Source organism: Sorangium sp. So ce394 (genome assembly GCF_051474665.1).
Lineage (GTDB): Bacteria > Myxococcota_A > Polyangia > Polyangiales > Polyangiaceae > Sorangium > Sorangium cellulosum_D.
This window is the reverse complement of sequence record NZ_CP150339.1, coordinates 3,153,129-3,171,254: the sequence shown is the minus strand read 5'-3', so window position 1 is coordinate 3,171,254 and position 18,126 is coordinate 3,153,129. Positions and strand designations below refer to the sequence as shown.

Sequence of the window (18,126 nt, the reverse complement as noted above, 5' to 3'; positions counted from 1 at the left end):
GACGACGTGTGCTTCGAGGCCTGTTTGGCGTAACGGTCGCGCTCCCGTTCCTGGAGACGTTCGCGCCCCGGCGCGCGGCGGCCGGCACGGGCGACGCGCCGCCCTTCGCGATCTTCATGCGCCAGGCGAACGGCGTGGCGCAGGCGGCCGGCGACGAGCCCGAGATGTTCTGGCCCAGCGAGACGGGCCCGCTGTCGAAGGCGTCCCTGGAGCGGGACAGCGACCGGGCGGTCAGCGAGCTCAAGGACTACGCGAGCCAGCTCATCATGGTGCGCGGCGTGGATTTCGCGTTCAAGGCCAACGGATGCGGCCACTCCGGCGGCGGCAACCAGTGCCTCACGGCCGCGCGCGTGTCGGATCAGCCATCGGGCAACGAGTCGCTCGCGATGGGCGAGTCGATCGACAACCGCATCGCGACCGAGCTCAACCCGCCGGGCGTCGAGCCGCTGACGCTCTACGCCGGCAGGATGGGCGGCTACATCAACGAGGTGCTCTCGTACCGCGGGCCGAAGCAGCTCCGCGCCGCCGAGCGCAACCCGATCAACGCGTACAAGAAGCTCTTCGGGCTCGCCGACGTGGGCGCCGAGGCCCAGCAGGCGCTGACCGAGCGCCGCGCCAGCGTCAACGACCTGGTGCGCGGGGAGATGCGGGCGCTCATGAGCCGGAAGGACCTCAGCAAGAGCGATCGCGAGCGGCTAGCGCTCCATTTCGACAGCATCCGCGATCTCGAGGTCGCGCTCGCGTGCAATCTCCCGGCGGAGGCGGTCGCCGAGATGGAGGCGATCTCGCCGAACGTCGGCAGATCCGAGAACGTGGAGACCGTCACGCGCATGCAGATGGACATCATCGCGCTCGCGATGGCGTGCGGCGTGACGCGCGTGGCGACGCTCCAGGTGGGCGACGGCAACGACGGGACCGAGTACACGATCCATGGCGTCCGGCAGAAGAGCTACCACAAGATCTCCCACCGCATCGACAGCGACGGCACCTCCGGTCCGCCGATCGAGGGCGCGCAGGAGCTGCACCACCAGATCGACCGGATCCACGCGCGGATGTTCAAGCACCTGCTCGACAGGCTCTCGTCCTACGAGCTCGGCTCGGGGACGCTCCTCGACCGCGGCGTGGCGGTGTGGCTCAACGACAATGCCGACAAGTTCCACGGGTACCGGAGGGTCCCGTACATCCTCGCCGGCGGCGCCGCGGGCTACCTGAAGACTGGCCAGTTCGTCGACGTCAAGATCACCAACAACAAGCTGCTCAACACGATCGGCGCGGCGGTCGGCTGCAAGAACGGCCAGGGCGGCCCGCTCGACGATTTCGGCGACGAGAGCCTCGAGGGCGGGCTCGTCGATTCGATCCTCGCCTGAGAAAGCACGACATCCGCACGTCCCGGAGACGCCGCGCCCCGGCTGCAGGACCTGCCGCTCGCAGAGCCCGGCCCCACGGCAGCCAGCCTCGTCTCCTTCCGAGGCGGCCTGCGTCCGACCCATCGAACCACGGAGAAGCGTTGATGTATTCGAGAGCGCTCTCGGCGCAGGACTAGAGCGGTTTTCGCCCGTCCCTGGCACATGCGTTACAGAGCGGCGGTCACCCGCACAGGAGACGGGCCCAGATCGGCGTTTTCGGCGCGGAAGCGCACTCCGGTGCGCTGAGCACCGAAAACGTCGAGGTGGGCCCGTATCCGCGGCGGGTGACCGTCGCTCTAGCGGACCCCTCGCAGCAGGCCGAGGCGATACGGGAGCTGCGAGTATTCGCCGCCCGACCTCGGATCGCGGCCTTGATACAGGAACTGGAGATTGCAGGTGTCGATCGTCGCGGTCTCGTCGTTGCCGTCGCGGAGCAGCTCGCCATGGCTGACGTCATCGCTCCAGTCGGCCACGCCCGACGCGTAGGTGACGTTGTTCTGGCCTGCGAACGGCGCGTTCCAGGTGTGCGCGAGCGGGGTCCACGCGCCGTCGAGGCGATCGGCGGTGAACGAGCGATAGAACCTGGCGCCCGTCGGGCCGATGGCCTCGATGAGCGTCAAGTACTTGTCCATGCCCTTGATCTTGTACGTGGAGCTCCCCTCGAACAGGTTGTTGCGATTCGAGTCCTGAAGGGCGACCGAGACAGGACCGAACCCGCTCGGGAAATTGCGCAGGGCGGTCTGGCTGCGGTACATTTTACCGTCGTCGCCGGTGAAGAAGAGGTAGCAGTTGGCGCTGTCGCAGATCACCCAGTAGTCGATGGGCAGGCTGGGCATGCCAGCCGGCGTGGACGCGAAGAAGTTCTGGGGCCTGCTCCACGTCTCCGGGCGGCTCGGGTCGTCGGTCGTGGAGAACTGCGGCGGCTGCGATTGATAGATGAGGTACCACTTGTTCTGCGGCCTGAAGAAGAAGATCTGCGGCGCGCACCGGTAGCCGCTGAACCCAGGCGTGCGATCCATATAGTAGTGCGACGCGGACGCGGCCTGCGGCCAATCGGTGAAGCTCAGGTGCGTCATCTGCCAGTTGCCGGCGGTGTTCGCCGTGGTGGCATAGATGTTGTAGCGATCGTTATGGAAGACGACCGTCGGGTCTTTGATGGACACGATATTGTGAGTCGCGTCCGACTTCGGGCTCACCAGGATGCCGCTCGACTGCCAGCGGAAGGAGGTGGGCAAGCCGCAGCCCCCGCCGTCAGAGCCCCCCGTCCCTCCGCCCGAGGTCACGGGCGTGACCCGGAATTGCTGGTTGGTCCCGCCGTTCGACGCCCACTGGATCACGGCGGTGCCGTCCGCGGTGCCGCGGCCGTAGACGTCCAGGGACTTGCCGCTGTGGCGCGCCGTGAGGCGCACGGCGCCGCCGGTGACGTCCGTGAACGACCACTGCTGGTTCTCCCCGGTCCAGCAGGAGTATTGCTGGACGCGGGCGCCGTCGCTGGTAGCGGCTCCCGCGACGTCCACGCAGCGGTCGCTGCCCACGTTGCGGATGCGATAGTAGCCGCCGCCCGCCGATTCCATGCGGAACTGTTGCCGCGCAGAGCCGTTGCAGGCGGCGATCTGCACGCCGGCGCCGTCAGCGGTGCTGCCTCCGGCCACCTCGACGCACTTTCCGCTCTGCACGCCGACGATCGTGTAGGTCGCCGCGGTGTCGATGGTGACGCTCTCCGCCAGGTCGCCGAAATCGAAGCCCTCTTCGTCGAGCTGCTCGGCGGGACCGCACGCGGTGGCGGCGGCGAACATCGTGGACAGCAAAGATAGTCGAAGTCCGATTCTCATCATCGTCTCCTGTACTCACCAGGGTATGAAGCTGCAAACAAGACACATAGGGCGCCCGGGATCGGCCGCGCGGGCTCGGGCTCACGGGCAGGCTCCGTCGAACCTGCGCCGTGAGGACGAGCCTGCGCGGCGCTCTCCGGGCGCGCGGCTGTCGGGGACGCGCGCGCGGGGGGCGCGCGCGTCGGCGCGGTCAGCGCCCCAGGTAGCCCATGAGCCAGGACATGGCGGGCCGCATCTGGCCGCCGCTGCTCATGAGCCCCGAGTTGGAGAGCCACGTCTGGCCGCTGACGTAGCCCCACAGCGTGATGCCCTTCACGCTCGGATGGTCGTAGAACATGGGGAACTGGCTCTGCATCACGCTGAGCTGCTGCGCGTCGTTCGCCAGGTTGATGTCGTACTCGGTGATGTAGACCGGCAGACCGGTGGCGGCGAGCCGGTCGAGGAAGGTCTTCACGGTGCTGGTCGGCATCGAGAACGCGGCGTGGGCCTGCGCTCCGATGCCGTCGATGGGCGCCCCTGCCGCCCGGATCCGATTGACGATGTTGATCGTGTTCTGGTTGTCGCCGCTGTACTCGATGTTGTTGTAGTCGTTGAGCAGCAGCTTGGCGTTCGGGCAGTACTGCCGCGCCCACTTGAACGCTTGCACGATCCAGTCGTACCCGCTCGCTCCCGCGCCGCCGAGGGCGTTCATGTACACCGGCGTGGTGTGCGGGGGCGGCTCGTTCACGACGTCGATGATGGCGACGTCCGGGTAGCGCTGGCAGAACGCCCGGATCCACTCCTCCACCTCCGCGCGCTGCTCGCTCTGCGACAGACCGGCGAGCCAGCCCGGCTGCTGGGCGCCCCAGATCAGGGTGTGGCCCTTGTAAGGAATGTTGTTCAGGCGCGCGTAATCCCGGACCCGGTCCATGCCGGACCAGTTCATGACGTTGCGCTGGCCCTCGACGGAGCCCCACTTGCCCTCGTTCTCCGGGGAGAGCTGGTTCCAGTATCGGGCCAGATCCGATCGCACCTGCCCGCCGGTCGTGATGTTGCCGACGAACTTGCCTCCACCGGTGCCGGTCCCCGTTCCGCCCGAGCTCACGGGCGTGAGTCGGAATTGCTGGTTCGTCCCGCCGTTCGACGCCCACTGGATCACGGCGGTGCCGTCCGCGGTGCCGCGGCCGTAGACGTCCAGGGACTTGCCGCTGTGGCGCGCCGTGAGGCGGACGGCGCCGCCGGTGACGTCCGCAAACGACCACTGCTGGTTCTCCCCGGTCCAGCAGGAGTATTGCTGGACGCGGGCGCCGTCGGTGGTCGAGGCGTTCGCGACGTCCATGCAGCGGTCGCTGCCCACGTTGCGGATGCGATAGTAGCCGCCGCTCGCCGATTCCATGCGGAACTGTTGCCGCGCAGACCCGTTGCAGGCGGCGATCTGCAAGCCCGCGCCGTCAGCGGTGCTGCCCCCGGCCACCTCGACGCATTTTCCGCTCTGCACGCCGACGATCGTGTAGGTCGCCGCTGCATCGATGGTGACGCTCTCGGCTGCGTCGCCGAAGTCGAAGCCCTCTTCGTCGAGCTGATCGACGGGACCGCACGCGACGAGCGCGAGGGCGGTCAGCAGGGGCCATCGTTCGAATCGCATTCTCATAAGGTTCTCCTGTACTTAAGCGGATAAGGTTGTAGAGCAAAACCGGCTGCTTCGATGCATGAGATCATCGATATAACGTCGCTCGTGAAGGCGGCCGGAAGAGAGCGCCGCGGCGCGCGGTGCGCCGCGGCGCGAGGTCACGGCTGCGTCAGCTCGACGGATTGCACGTCGAGCTGGATGAACTGGCCGATGAACGGCTCGGGCGCCGGCGGCACGCCCTCCACGACCAGATGCTTATAGTTGGCGATCATCGTACGATTCGGATCGTCGCCCAGGAAGGACACGGTGGCTCCGCCGCGGATCGGGATGGTCTTCGTGTGGTCGATGATGAACACGTCGTGCCCCACGGTGGGGTTGTCGTTGAGGTAGTAGACCTCGGGCGGGTCGGACACCGAGAAGCTGTACCTGTTGTACGTCGCGTTGTCGGGCGTGCCGCCCACGCGGAAGTGCATGCCGTCGGGCGTGCCGCCCCGATACGTCTCCGGCTCGACCACGCCCCGGAGCCGGACGGTCACCTGGTAGACCGTGTCGGGCGAGCCGCCGAACGTCCTCTTCTCGTCGACCCGCGTGGACGTCGCGCACTCGTCGCGGTTGCCGGGGTCCTGGTCGCAGGGGATCTCCCAGCGGAAGCCGTCGATGCTGGCGGCCGCCGCGAGCAGGTCTTCGCCGCCGCTGCCGCCGGCTCCCCCGCTGCCGCCAGCGCCGCCGTCGCCGCCGGCGCCGCCGCTGCCGACGGAGCTCGCGCTGGTCGAGGCGGTCGTGCTGGCGCTCGTCGCGGCGCCTCCGCCTGCCCCCCCGACGCCGGTCGAGCTGGAGCTGGAGCTGGAGCTAGCCTGGTCGCCCGACGGCGGGTCGGCGTCGGAGCCACAGGCGACGAGGAGCATGAATGCAGGGACCACGAGTGGAAAAATTCTCATTTTGCACCAGTCCGGCGAGCGCGCCGGTATTGAACGTGGGAATGCCAAACGTCGTCTCGTCGACATCGCGTCTCGTTCGAATGGCCATGCCATGGTCGTGAGCGGCCCGGCGCAGCGCCGCGAGCCGCCTCATGACCGTCTCGACGGGTCTCTCAGGTCGTGATCCCCCTGAGGTCGTCGACGCGGGTCAGCTCGGCGGATGTGCGGAGCGTCGAGCAGATGCTCGCGAACCGACGCGCGCGCGGGTCGCCGTGGAGCCCCCGCGCCCAGCGCTGCTGACCCGCGACCGCGACGTCCGCGAGCTCAACGTGGCTCGCGCCCGTGCCGACCGAGCGTGCTGAACCGGCGCCGAGATCGATCGGCTGACGAAGCTCTCGGCGCGTATGACCACCCCTCCGGAGCGAAGCAAGAGATACGAATGGGTTGTCATGTTAACGCTAACAGAAGCGATGTCAATCCAGATCGACCACCCTGCATCTTCCTCGTAACTGATGCGAGAAGGCTGACAGGGCTCCTCCGGAGCGCCGCGTCAAGAAGAGCGGGCGCTGGCTTCATCCATGCTGCCATGCCTGCCATGCTGCCGCACTCGACAGTACGCCTGGATTTCTCCGCAGCTGAGGCCGCGAACGACACCGATCGAGGGCGACAGGTCACACGCGCGCGGGCCTCGCCTGATGTCCCGCGGCGACCCGCGCCCGCCGCTCTCCACGCCGCGGGCCGGAGGAGCCCCGCCAGCCTCGGCCTTCCCCGGGTCGGAGCATCACCCGCGGCCCGGTCGATCTGTGTTGACTCCGGCCATGTTAGCGTTCACATTGGCCAGGAGAAGTATCCTTCTGCTTCCCCAGGGATGGGTCGTCCGCGCCCGGGGCCCTCGTCATCCGATCGATCTCGGCACCGACTCCGTTCGCGCGGTGGTGTCGGACGCGAGCGCTGGCGAGCTCTTGATGGGCTGCCGCCATGCCGTCCGGAGATGCTCCAGCCGAGCCGCCTCCAGCCGAGCCGCCTACGACATCGACGATACCTGACGAAGCTTCAGGAGACCAGCAAGGATCCGAGAATGGCAACGAACACGACGCTCATCCGACGTAAGGTCCTCACGGCGGCATCGATACTTTGCGGCGTGGCTGCATTCCCGTCCGTCTCGCTGGCGGACAACCCCATCGTTCAGACCATCTATACCCCCGATCCTGCGCCCATGGTCCACGGTGACACGGTGTACCTCTACACCGGCCATGACGAAGACAGCGCCACGGACTGGTTCGGGATGAACGAATGGAGGGTGTACTCCTCCAAGGACATGGTGAACTGGACGGACCACGGTTCGCCGCTGAAATTCAGCGATTTCAGCTGGGCGAAGGGGGACGCGTGGGCTGGCCAGGTCATCCACAGGAACGGGAAGTTCTACTACTACGTGCCTGTGACGAGCCGCTCGCTCAACAGGATGACCATCGGCGTGGCCGTGTCGGACAGCCCTACCGGTCCGTTCAAGGACGCCCTGGGAAAGCCGCTCGTCGCGGCCGACTGCGGCGACATCGATCCGACGGTGCTCATCGACGACGACGGCCAGGCCTATCTGTACTGGGGGAACCCGAGCTCGTGCTACGTCAAGCTGAACGAAGACATGATCTCCTACCAGGGAGGCGTCGTGCACGTGCCCATGACGGCGGCGAGCTTCGGGCAGCGCACCGGGGAAAATGATGGTCGTCATACGACCAAGTACGAAGAAGGTCCCTGGCTCTACAAGCGCGACGGGCTGTACTACCTCGTGTATGCGGCTGGCCCCATCCCTGAATACATCGCCTACTCCACGAGCAGCAGCCCCACCGGCCCGTGGACGTACCGCGGGGTCATCATGCCCACGGAGGGCAGCAGCTTCACCAATCACGCGGGCGTCATCGATTTCAAGGGGAACTCCTACTTCTTCTATCACAACGGCGCCTTGCCGGGCGGCGGAGGCTTTCACCGCTCGGCGGCCGTCGAGAAGTTCACGTTCAACCCCGACGGTACAATCCCGACGATCAGGATGACGAAGGAGGGCCCGCCTGGCGTCGGCAACCTGAATCCGTATGTCATGACGGAGGCTGAGACCATCGCCTGGGAATCCGGTGTCGAGACCGAGCGATGCAGCGAGGGCGGCGTGAACGTCACCTCGATCGACAACGGGGACTTCATCAAGGTGAAGGGCGTCGATTTCGGCACCGGCGCGGTGTCCTTCGACGCGAGGGTGGCCTCGGCGACGGGCGGCGGCAGCATCGAGCTGCGCCTCGACAGCCCGACCGGCACGCTGGTCGGAACCTGCATGGTTCAGGGTACCGGCGGCGCCCAGACCTGGGTGACCACGTCGTGCGCGGTCGACGGCGCGACAGGGATCCACGATCTGTACCTGAAGTTCACCGGCGGGAACGGTCCCCTGTTCAATTTCAACTGGTGGAAATTCACGCCGCTCGACGCCCCGGATCCGGAGCCGACCGGCGTCGGGGGCGGCGGGGGCGGCGGGGGCGGCGGGGGCGGCGGGGGCGCCCCGAGCACGGGTGAAGGGGGAGCCACGGGCAGCGGCGGCTCGGGCGAGGGTGGGAGCGTCAGCAGCGCAGCGACCACCAGCACCGGAGCGACGACGGGCAGCGGAACGGGGGGCGCAGGCGCCGCCCCCGCTGACGGCGGCAGCCACGACGAGGCCGGGTGCGCGTTCCGGGTCAGCTCGGGGTCCAGCTCCCCCGCGGGGGCGCTCGCCGCGTTGATCGCGCTGGGCGCGGTCGCCGCGCGGCGGCGCCGTGCGCGAGGCGCTGGGCGGCGCGGGGCCGCGGGTCGACGCTCCTCGGAGACCGCGTGAGCTCGAGCTGCGCGCGAGATATCACCTGGAAACCGCGAGCGCGTCGGGGGAACTCCGGCTCTGCCATTCAGCGTGCGTGGCATGGAGGAATGCGATGATTCTGGTTGGAATGCAGGATTCGCGGTGTCGATCGCACGAACGGAGCGACGCGGAGCGTCGCGGGCCGCGCCGTTCGACGTGGGCCGCCAGGGCGGCGGCCGTCGCCCTCGTGGCGCTGCTCGGCGGGTGCTCCGATGAGCCGGGCGACACGACGTCGACCGGCTCCGGGACCGGCGGGGGCGCCGCCTCGAGCGTGAGCAGCGGGGACACGACGAGCGGCAGCACGACCAGCGCGAGCACGACGGGCGGCGGCGCGACCAGCGCGAGCGGCGGCGGCGGAGACAACGCGGGCGGCGCCGGGGGCTCGGACGGCGGCGGCGATGCCAGCACAGGCGCCCAGGGCGGAGGCGGCGCGGGGGGCGAAGGCGGCGCGGGCGGCGCGGGCGGCGCGGCCGGGTTCACGCCGTGCCCGACGAACGGGGATCCTTGCAAGATCCTGCCGCTCGGCGACTCCATCACGGACGGGGTCGGGGGGGTGCAAGGCGGCGGCGGCTACCGGATCGAGCTGTTCAAGAAGGCGCGCGCCGCGGGCAAGAACATCACGTTCGTCGGCTCGCTCATCAACGGGCCGACGATGGTCGACGGCGCTGCGTTTCCGCGGAACCACGAGGGGCACAGCGGCTGGAAGATCAACCAGATCGGTGGGCTCGTGCCGACGCCCGCGTTCTCGAGCGGCCCGCACATCGTGCTGCTCATGGTGGGGACCAACGACGTGAACCAGAACGATGACCTCGCCAACGCGCCGCAGCGCCTGGGAGCGGTCCTGGACAAGATCTTCACCGCGGCTCCCGACACGCTCGTGGTCGTGGCGAAGATCATCCCGATCCGCTCCGCCGATCCCAAGGCGGTCGCCTACAACGATGCAGTGGAGGATATCGTCGAGGCCCGGGCGTCCGCAGGGAAGCACGTGGTGCTGGTGGACCAGCACTCCGGGTATCCGCTGTCGGATCTCCCGGACGGCGTACACCCCAACCAGCGCGGCTACGGGCGCATGGCCGACGTCTGGTACGCGGCGATCGGCGACCTCTTGCCGTGAGGCGACGGCGCGCGATCGCCTCCCTGCGAGGCGATCCCCGCGCGCCGCGCCGCCGGACCGCGCCGGTCCACCGACATCGTAGCTTGCGCGGGCGCAGAGGCCCCGGCGCGCGAATCGGTGCTGCTCCAGGAGGAGCACAGCCTAACGCGTCGCGCTGGGCGCCTCCACGCGCCGCGGACGCCGGAAAACTGCTGTATTGTCGTAAACTTGGCGTCCTAGTCAAACGCCCCGATCGCGACAAATTGGTTTGACTCATGAGCGTGTGTGGTCGAAACTAAGCATATTCGGAAGTGAGCAGGGCGCTCGGCAGCACCGCGCGCTCGCCCCCGGAGGATCCTCGCCCGACGGCGAGGTGGCGCTTCGCTGCGGCGACGACACGGTTGTCGTTGCGCGGCTTCGCATCCTAGGGTGTGGAGCATGGGGGGTTTCGGGATGGCGTCCAGTCGAGAGGGGCTTGCCTTCTGTACCGGTTAAGCCCACCTCGCCCCGTGCCGTAGGCAGGTCTCAAACGATGGGCGAGTGAACAGGCGCTCGCGCCGCGGGATAGATTGGGAGGTTTGTTCATGCATCGACCTCGGATTTGGGATCGGATAAAGCGCGCGGCGCCCCCCGCTTCGGGGGAGGGGCAGGCCGCCCGGGAGCGCTCGCCTCGGAGCGCCGCGTGGCGCCGCTCGGCGTGGCTCGCCGCGTGCGCCTCGGCCCTCGTGGCGGCGGCGTGTACGGGCACCCTCGGGAGCAACCCCGACGAACAAGAACCAGGTGGCAGCAGCGGGCGACCCAACGACGGGCGCCCGGACGCGGAGGCGCAGTGCGCGCCGCGGCTCGGGCGCCGCGTCGTGCTGCTCACCGATCTTCAGTTCACGAACTCCGTGCGCACCGTGCTCGGGGACGACGCCGTGCGGGCCGATCTGGCGCCCGACGACAAGACCAAGCCGTTCATGAAGAAGGGGCTGGTCGCCGGCACATCGCTGGTGCGCGGGCGGCTCGACAGCGCCGCTTACGCCGCGGAGACCCTCAAGGGGCGCTTCCAGGAGGTGACGGGCTGCGCGCAGAACGGGGATGACGCGTGCGCGCGCGACTTCCTGGCTCGGTTCGCGGCGCAGGCGTTCCGGAGGCCGATCGGCGAGGCCGAGCTCGCGGACCTGATGGAGGTGTTCGCGCTCGGGAAGGAAGAGAGCTACGAGCGCGGCGTGGTGCTCGCCGTCGAGGCCATCCTCGCGGCGCCCTCCTTCTCCTACCGGACGGAGCTCGGCGAGAAGGACAGCGACGGCGTCGTGCGGCTGACGCCGCACGAGCTCGCCAGCGAGCTCTCGTTCTTCCTCACGGACAGCCAGCCGGACGCGGAGCTGATGGCCGCCGCCGACTCCGGGGCCCTCCGCGACCCGAAGGAGATCGCCCGGCAGACCGAGCGGCTGCTCGCGCTGCCGGAGACGCGGCGCAGCCTGAGCACGACGCTGCTCGCGGCGTGGGGGCTCAGCAACCTGTTCGGCACGATCAAGGACCCTGGGATGTTCCCCGAATACGGTCCCGGGCTCCAGGCGGCCATGTTCCACGAGACCGAGCTGTTCGTGGACGAGACCCTCTGGGAGCGCGGCGCGGACGTCAACGAGCTGCTCACGTCGCGCGAGACGTTCGTCAACGAGCCGCTCGCCAAGGTGTACGGCGTGGAGCACACGGGCGCGGCGGAGGAGTTCTCGCGGGTCACCCTGCCCGAAGGCCAGCGCGCCGGCCTGCTCACGCAGGCGAGCGTCCTCGCGACGCTCTCGCGCACGGACAACACGAGCGTGGTCGCGCGGGGGCTGTTCGTCCGCGGCGCGCTGCTCTGCCTTCCGAAGCTCGCGTCGCCGCCGGAGGAGCTCGCGCAGGCGGTGGCCGACCTGCTCAAGGCCGACATGACCGAGCGCGAGCGCGCCGAGGCGCGCGCGATGAACAGCACCTGCGGCGTGTGCCACCGGGGGATCGACCCGTTCGGCCTGACGCTCGAGAACTACGATCCGCTGGGCCGCTATCGAGACACGCTCGATGGAGAGCCCATCGACTCGGTCATCGAGATGAACGGGCTCCTCGGGCTGTACGAGAGCTACCCGAACGCGGTCGAGTTCATCGGTGTGATGGCGCAAAGGGAGGAGTTCGCCGCGTGCCTGACGCGGCACCTCGTCACCTACAGCACCGACGATGAAGAGCTCAGGCCGGACGACTGCCAGGTCGAGGGCGTGATCAACGCGCTGCCGGTGGGCGAGCGCACCCTGCCGGCCATCGTGAAGGCCGTCGCGACGTCGCGCGCGCTCGCCGAGCGCACGGAGGAGGAGTGACCATGAACCGCCACCTGCCCTATGTCTCGTCCCGCCGCCGCTTCCTCCAGGGCGTCGGCGCCGCCGCGGGGATGTTCGCGATCCTCCGCGGCCTGGAGCGGACCGCGGAGGGCGCGCCGAGCCCGAAGCGGTTCCTCATCGTCCAGCGGCCCGTGGGCACCGTCTACGAGAACTGGTGGCCGCAAGGGAACGGGACCAACTTCACGCTGTCCCGCATCCTGAAGCCGTTCGAGCCGGTGAAGGACAAGATGGTGGTGTTCCGCGACCTGAAGCTGCCGTCCGAGGGGTCGGTCGGCGGCGGCCACGAGCGCGGGACCGTCCTGATGGCGACCGGTACGCGGACCAAGCAGCTCTACCCCGGCAACGGCGGGGACGACCCGATGTCCGAGGCGGCGAGCGTCGACCAGCTGATCCAGAAGCAGTCGGCCGATCTGCAGGGGACGGCGATCGCGTCGCTCCAGCTCTCGTGCGACAAGCGCGCGGACACGCCGGAGGTGTCGACGCGCCACATGTCGTACTCCGGCCCGCGGGCCCCGATGACGCCGTACTACCAGCCGTTCGATGCCTACCAGCGGGTGTTCGGCTCGCTGATGCCCGGCGGGACGACGAACGACAACCTCGAGGCGCTCGCCAGGGCGCGCCGGCAGAAGAAGAGCGTGCTCGACTTCGCGACGCGGGACCTCGGCCGGCTCCACGAGCTCGCGCCGAGCGCGCAGCGCGAGCTCCTGGACGCGCACCTGGAGGCGATCCGCGAGGTGGAGAAGGAGTTCGACGCCGACCCGACCAACCCCGCGTTCTGCGGCATGGAGCAGCCGCCGGAGATCGTCAGCGTCAGCGAGTACATCGACCCTTACAACTCGTCGCACGTCGTGAGAGAGCGCGACGACGAGAAGCACGCGCGCATCGGCGCCCTGCACTTCGCCGTGGTCAAGGCGGCCTTCCGGTGCGACCTGACGCGCGTGGTGACCTTCCAGTGGGCCCCGGGGACCAACCACGTGAGCTTCGGCGACCTGTGGCCGCCGGACTCGAAGATCTTCAAGGTCCACCACACGACGAGCCACGATCCCGACACGCGGGACACGCTGGAGTTCCTCACGCGCGTGGAGGAGTTCTATGCCAACAAGATGGTGGGGTTCCTGCAGGAGCTCGCGGCCGCAAAGGACGTGAACGGCGGATCGCTGCTGGACAACACCCTCGTCCCTTACATCACCGAGGTCGGGACCCGACATCACAACTGGGACAAGATGGCCTGGCTGCTCTTCGGCGGCGCGGGCACCAAGCTGCTCGGCGGGCGCGTGTGGGACAACGGCGGCCGCGGCCTCCGGTCGACCAACGACTACTGGATGGCGTGCGCGGGCGCCTTCGGCCTCCCGAACTTCGTCATCGGGGACTCCGACCTCCACACGACGGCGATCTCGGGGCTGTTCGCGTAGGCGCGAGCGTTCGGGGCGAGCTCTCCCCCTCCCCCTCTCCCCCTCCCCAATCACGCCTCGCGCCGATCACGGGCGCACCGCGAGGTACACCGTGCTCCAGAGCTGCACCGCGTTCGACTCGTCGTGGTGCGCCCGCTCGGCGCCGAACGGGACCCGCCGGTAACGGCCGCCCTCGACGGCCCAGCTCCAGAGCTCCCCGGTGCTCGCCTCCCGCGACGCCTGGATCACCTCCCACAGCGCGCGCCGCGCGCGCTCCAGCGCGCCGCGCGCGGGGGCCGGCAGGTCGCCGCGCGCGAGCTGCCGGTCGAGGCCCGCGGCCAGCATCGCCTGCTGCCACGACCAGGTGACCGTGCCGTGGTAGTGGCCTCTCGTGAACAGCGCCCAGAGCGCCGGATCCGGCGCGAGCGCGGGGTTCGCGACGAGGACGCCGACCGGCGTCCGCAGGCCCGCCGGGAAGGGGCGGAGCAGGCGGCCGGCGATCTCCTCGAGGGCGCCGGGCGGCGGGTCGGTGAACAGGAGGACGAAGCTGTCGTCGGAGTGCATGATGGGGAGGGGCCTGCCCTCCCGGTCGAGCGCGATCGCCGGAAACGAGAGCGGCCCCGAGAGCGACGCGAGCGCGGGCGCCGCGTCCAGGCCCAGCGACGCCGCATAGGCGGCGACGCGCCGCCGCGCCTCCGCCTCCGGCACCTCCACCCGGAAGAACACGCCGGCGTCCCGCCACGCGCGCGCGAGCCGCTCCGCCCGGCCGGCGCCCTCCGCGTCGGCGCCGAGCAGCGGGCTCGCGAGCAGCCGCGCCGACGCGCGGAGCGCGGCCGGGACGAGGGCGGCGTTCACGTCGTACGGGATGCGGCCGAACGCGAGGCCCTCCGCGCTGTCGCGCCACTCGCCGACGGACTCTCCCTCCTTGAGCGAGACGAGCGCCCTCGGATCCCCCGTCTCGGCGAACGGGGCGGCGAGGCGGAGCACGAGCGACACGTTCCGCGCGAGCGCCTGCGCATACGTGTCGCCCGCCGGCGTCCGGCGCGAGAGGAACGCCGCCGCGCGCTCCCGGCCCGGCGCGCTGCCGAGGAGGTACTCGGCGCAGAGCGGCGCGAGGAGGAAGTCGTCGTCGACCATCTTGTAATCGTAGACGGGCTCGCGCAGCGCCTCGGCGCGGCCGGCGGCGAGGTGCAGGAGCGCCGCGTACTCGCCGATCGCCTCCTCGTGCGCGACCTCCCCGGACGGGCTCAGCCGATCGAGGACCGAGCCGATGCCCGCCTCGATCGCGGCCGGCTCCAGCACCGGCAGGAGCATCCTCACCGCGAGCAGCGTGTCGCGGCCAAAGTACGTGAGGAAGCGCCACGACCCGGCCAAGAGCTTCTCCCGGTACGCGAGGAAGGCGAGCGCCTGCCGGTGGCGCGGGTCGTCGGCGGCGCGCTCGGTGACGAGCTCGTCGAGCGGCACCGGCGTGAGCGGCGGCTCGTCCGAGAGCGCCGTCACCCGGACCCGCAGGCCGCTCGGGCCCGCGGTGAGCTCGATCCGGCCGTCCGGCCCCAGCGCGGCCGTCGTGCCGCCCTCCGGCTCGACGAGCAGCTCGAGGTGGTGCTCGCCGTCCCGCGTGGTACGCCGCGCGGCGATCGACGCGCCGCCCGCCTCGACGTCGCCGCGCAGCCAGGCCGGGAGCGGCGCGTCGCGGCCCACGTCGCGCACCGTGCGGATGCTGCCGAGGATCAGCCGATGGACGCGCAGCGCCGGGGCCTCGCTCGCGAGCAGCGCCGAGACGCCGCGCATGCCGCCGGGCCGCTCGACGCCGGAGAGGCCCCCCTCCACCGAGAGCTCGACCGGCGCCGGGAGCGCGTCGAACCACACGGCGATTCCCATGTTGCCCGCCGGAAAAGCGACGATGAGCCGCGGCGACACGCCCGAGCTCGTCAGGACATGAGCAGCGATATGACCATGACGGAAGAAGTGGTTGCGAATCCGGCCTTCCTGGATCTCGAAGGCCAGGGGCTCAGGAGCGGGCGCCGCCGGGGGCGCCTTGCCGTGCGGCGCGCCGGAGGCGCAGGAGGCGGCAAGAAGCGTTGACAAGGTGGTTCTCCTCATGAATCGCCCGGTATTCGTGGGCCGCGTGGGCACCGCGAGACGCTAGCTAGCCAGGGCGCGCCTGCCAAGGACTAAGGATCTTCCTGCGGCCGCTAGCTTACGTCACCGACGCGCTGGCCGTTGTTCACGTGTTTTCATTGAATTATCACGGATTCAGCAGAACGCTCACGACAGCCTCTTCAGGTGACCTCTGCGCGCCCGCATCCGAAAGGGAGGCGATGAGAAAGAAAGGGTTCACACCTTTGTTTCGCTGTGATAACCCATCCGAGACCTCGGTTGTCGATAGTGGGTTCGCAGCAGGCGAGTCGCCTGCCAACCACCATGAGGAAAGGGGGTTCGAGATGGACGAGAGCATCTCCGGCCAGATCGCGGCCGGCAGCAACGTTTCAGAGCACGCGCAGCTCAGCAATCCGCGAGAGGGGCTGATCTATACGTGGGTGGACGGCAGCCTCGGCGTGGCCGATGAGGTCGTGCGCGCGGGGTTCGGCTTGCTCGACGACGTGCGCGTCGAGACGCAGGAGCGGCTCGGCGCCACGCTCGACCTGATCGAGGGTATCCAGCGCAGCGTGCTCCGGGTGGCGCGCAAGGCGCTCGTCCGGACGGACGCGATCAGCGCGCGCGCCCTCACGAGCGGGCAGCACGGCTGGTATGCGCTGCTCGGCACGCTGCGCCGCACGTCGCAGGGCGCGACGGCGCTCGCCTCGGAGACGGCCGTCTCCATCGTGGGCGAGCGCAAGGCGACGCAGCAGCTCATCATACAGCAGTCGTCGTGAGCTGCGCGCTCACGAACTGCCGCTCGACCAGCCGGCGATAGAGGCCGTCCTCGGCGATGAGCGCCGCGTGCGCCCCGCTCTGCACGATCGTACCCCCATCCATCACCAGCACGCGGTCGGCGCCCATCACCGTCGAGAGGCGGTGAGCGATGATCAACGTCGTGCGCCCCTTCATCAGCGCGTCGAGCGCCCCCTTCACGAGGTGCTCGCTCTCCGCGTCGAGCGCGCTCGTCGCCTCGTCGAGCACGAGCAGCCGAGGGTCCTTGAGCATCGCGCGCGCGATCGCCACGCGCTGCTTCTGGCCGCCGGACAGCTGCACCCCGCGCTCGCCGACGAGCGTGCGATACCCCGAGGGGAACCGCTGGATGAACGCGTGCGCGTTCGCCGCGCGCGCCGCCGCCTCGACCTCCGCGTCCGAGGCGTCCTCCCGCCCATAACGGATGTTGTCGGCCACGCTCGCGGCGAAGAGGAGCGGCTCCTGCGCGACGATCCCGACCTGCCGGCGGAGCCAGGTCGGCGAGAGCTCGCGCAGATCGCGCCCGTCGAGGAGAATGCGGCCCTCGTCGGGGTCGTAGAGCCGCAGGAGCAGCGAGGCGATCGTGGATTTGCCCGCCCCGGACGGCCCGACCAGGGCGATGGCCTCTCCGGGGCGAACGGCGATGTCGATGCCCTTGAGCACGGGCACGTCCTTGCGGGTCGGGTAGCTGAACCGCACGCGCTGGAGCTCGAGGCGCCCCTCGACGGCGCTCGGCTGGGCGCCGCCCGCGTCCGCCATGGCCGGCTCGCGGTCGAGGAGGTCGAAGATGCGCTCGGCGGCGCCGGTGGCCTTCATGAAGTCGGCCCAGAGGTCGCTGAGGCCGCCGAGGGCGAAGGCGACGACGATCGTGTAGACGAGGAACGAGGTGAGCCCGCCGAGCGTCATGCGGCCCTCGACGACGAGGTGGCCGCCGTACCAGAGGACGAGCGCGGCGGCGCTGTAGCCGGCGAACGTGACCATGCCCATGAAGCTCGCCGAGGCGCGGATGCGCTTGCTGGCGAGGTCGAACGACTCGGCGACCCGGCCGGAATAGCGCGCCGCCTCGTGCTGCTCGGCGGCGAAGGCCCGGACGGTGCGGATGCCCGAGAGCGCCTCCTCGGCGACCTCGCTGGCGCGCGCGAGCGCGTCCTGCACGCTGCGGGAGAGCCGGCGGACGCGGCGGCCGTAGGCCACCGAGCCGAACGCCACGACGGGGACCACGGCGAGCATCAGGAGGGTGAGCCGCGGGGAGGTGTAGAGGAGGAACGCGACGCCGCCGATCACGGACGCGGCGTAGCGCAGCGCCATCGACACGTTCACGCTGACGGCGCTCTGGAGGACCGTGGTGTCGGAGGCGAGGCGGTTCGTCAGCTCGCCGGTCCTGTGGTCGTCGAAGAACGCCACCTCCTGCCGGAGGAGGTGCTCGAAGAGCTGCGCCCGGAGCCGGGCCACGACGCGCTCGCCGGCGGTCGAGAAGAGGACGTACCGCAGCGCGACGGCGGCGGCCTGCACCACGATGAGGAGCGCGAGCCAGAGCGCGGCGTCGTCGATCGCCTCGACGCCGCTGCCCGGGCCGAGCGCGTCGTCGATGATCTTCCGGATCGCCTGGGGGAGCAGGAGGCTGATGCCGCTGCCCACGCCCAGGAAGAGGGTGCCGAGCGCGAGCTTGCCGAGCTCGGGGCGGGCGAGGCGGAGGAGCCGCCGGAGGTGCGCTCGGCCGGGGCGCCGGCCGGTGTCTGGGCTCTGCATGGGGGGCGCGA

General features: G+C 69.9%; 11 protein-coding genes. 6 read left to right on the top strand and 5 right to left on the bottom strand.

Annotated features, from left to right (window positions below):
• The first annotated feature begins 8 nt into the window (after positions 1-8).
• A complete protein-coding gene (locus tag WMF33_RS11815; protein WP_437337227.1) occupies positions 9-1,367 on the top strand; it encodes a DUF1552 domain-containing protein in 1,359 nt (452 codons plus the stop codon).
• Between the two features lie 335 nt (positions 1,368-1,702).
• Here the strand turns inward: WMF33_RS11815 and WMF33_RS11810 are convergent, their stop codons facing one another.
• The 3 genes from WMF33_RS11810 to WMF33_RS11800 form a co-directional block, all read right to left on the bottom strand.
• Entirely contained in the window at positions 1,703-3,238 is a 1,536-nt protein-coding gene (locus WMF33_RS11810; protein ID WP_437337226.1) for a non-reducing end alpha-L-arabinofuranosidase family hydrolase, read from the bottom strand.
• A 190-nt stretch (positions 3,239-3,428) separates the two neighbouring features.
• The gene (locus WMF33_RS11805; protein WP_437337225.1) at positions 3,429-4,868 is read right to left on the bottom strand and encodes an endo-1,4-beta-xylanase; all 1,440 of its coding nucleotides are present in this window, start codon (positions 4,866-4,868) and stop codon (positions 3,429-3,431) included.
• A gap of 137 nt (positions 4,869-5,005) precedes the next feature.
• Positions 5,006-5,767 (bottom strand): hypothetical protein, encoded by a 762-nt coding sequence (locus tag WMF33_RS11800; RefSeq protein ID WP_437337224.1) that lies wholly within the window; start codon positions 5,765-5,767, stop codon positions 5,006-5,008.
• 1,075 nt (positions 5,768-6,842) lie between these two features.
• Here WMF33_RS11800 and WMF33_RS11795 point away from each other — a divergent pair.
• From WMF33_RS11795 to WMF33_RS11780, 4 genes are all read left to right on the top strand, one after another.
• A complete protein-coding gene (locus tag WMF33_RS11795; protein ID WP_437337223.1) occupies positions 6,843-8,615 on the top strand; it encodes a glycoside hydrolase family 43 protein in 1,773 nt (590 codons plus the stop codon).
• A gap of 109 nt (positions 8,616-8,724) precedes the next feature.
• On the top strand, positions 8,725-9,750 hold the full coding sequence (locus tag WMF33_RS11790) for an SGNH/GDSL hydrolase family protein (RefSeq protein ID WP_437337222.1): 1,026 nt from the start codon (positions 8,725-8,727) through the stop codon (positions 9,748-9,750).
• 563 nt (positions 9,751-10,313) lie between these two features.
• Positions 10,314-12,062, top strand: a complete 1,749-nt coding sequence (locus WMF33_RS11785; RefSeq protein ID WP_437337221.1) for a DUF1592 domain-containing protein — start codon at positions 10,314-10,316, stop codon at positions 12,060-12,062.
• A gap of 2 nt (positions 12,063-12,064) precedes the next feature.
• The gene (locus tag WMF33_RS11780) at positions 12,065-13,495 is read left to right on the top strand and encodes a DUF1552 domain-containing protein (RefSeq protein WP_020734356.1); all 1,431 of its coding nucleotides are present in this window, start codon (positions 12,065-12,067) and stop codon (positions 13,493-13,495) included.
• 66 nt (positions 13,496-13,561) lie between these two features.
• Here the strand turns inward: WMF33_RS11780 and WMF33_RS11775 are convergent, their stop codons facing one another.
• A complete protein-coding gene (locus WMF33_RS11775; RefSeq protein WP_437337220.1) occupies positions 13,562-15,562 on the bottom strand; it encodes a hypothetical protein in 2,001 nt (666 codons plus the stop codon).
• Positions 15,563-15,795: 233 nt separating this feature from the next.
• Here WMF33_RS11775 and WMF33_RS11770 point away from each other — a divergent pair, with 233 nt between their 5' ends.
• Positions 15,796-16,350, top strand: coding sequence for a hypothetical protein (locus WMF33_RS11770; protein ID WP_437337219.1), 555 nt, complete (start codon positions 15,796-15,798; stop codon positions 16,348-16,350).
• Here WMF33_RS11770 and WMF33_RS11765 read toward each other — a convergent pair.
• Entirely contained in the window at positions 16,331-18,115 is a 1,785-nt protein-coding gene (locus tag WMF33_RS11765; protein ID WP_437337218.1) for an ABC transporter ATP-binding protein, read from the bottom strand. The genes WMF33_RS11770 and WMF33_RS11765 overlap by 20 nt on opposite strands.
• Between the last annotated feature and the right edge of the window lie 11 nt (positions 18,116-18,126).

Coding starts and splice junctions, on each gene's coding strand:
- WMF33_RS11810 (WP_437337226.1), bottom strand. CDS start 3,238: ATGAGAATCGGACTTCGACTATCTTTGCTGTCCACGATGTTCGCCGCC.
- WMF33_RS11805 (WP_437337225.1), bottom strand. CDS start 4,868: ATGAGAATGCGATTCGAACGATGGCCCCTGCTGACCGCCCTCGCGCTC.
- WMF33_RS11795 (WP_437337223.1), top strand. CDS start 6,843: ATGGCAACGAACACGACGCTCATCCGACGTAAGGTCCTCACGGCGGCA.
- WMF33_RS11790 (WP_437337222.1), top strand. CDS start 8,725: ATGCAGGATTCGCGGTGTCGATCGCACGAACGGAGCGACGCGGAGCGT.
- WMF33_RS11785 (WP_437337221.1), top strand. CDS start 10,314: ATGCATCGACCTCGGATTTGGGATCGGATAAAGCGCGCGGCGCCCCCC.
- WMF33_RS11780 (WP_020734356.1), top strand. CDS start 12,065: ATGAACCGCCACCTGCCCTATGTCTCGTCCCGCCGCCGCTTCCTCCAG.
- WMF33_RS11770 (WP_437337219.1), top strand. CDS start 15,796: ATGAGAAAGAAAGGGTTCACACCTTTGTTTCGCTGTGATAACCCATCC.
- WMF33_RS11765 (WP_437337218.1), bottom strand. CDS start 18,115: ATGCAGAGCCCAGACACCGGCCGGCGCCCCGGCCGAGCGCACCTCCGG.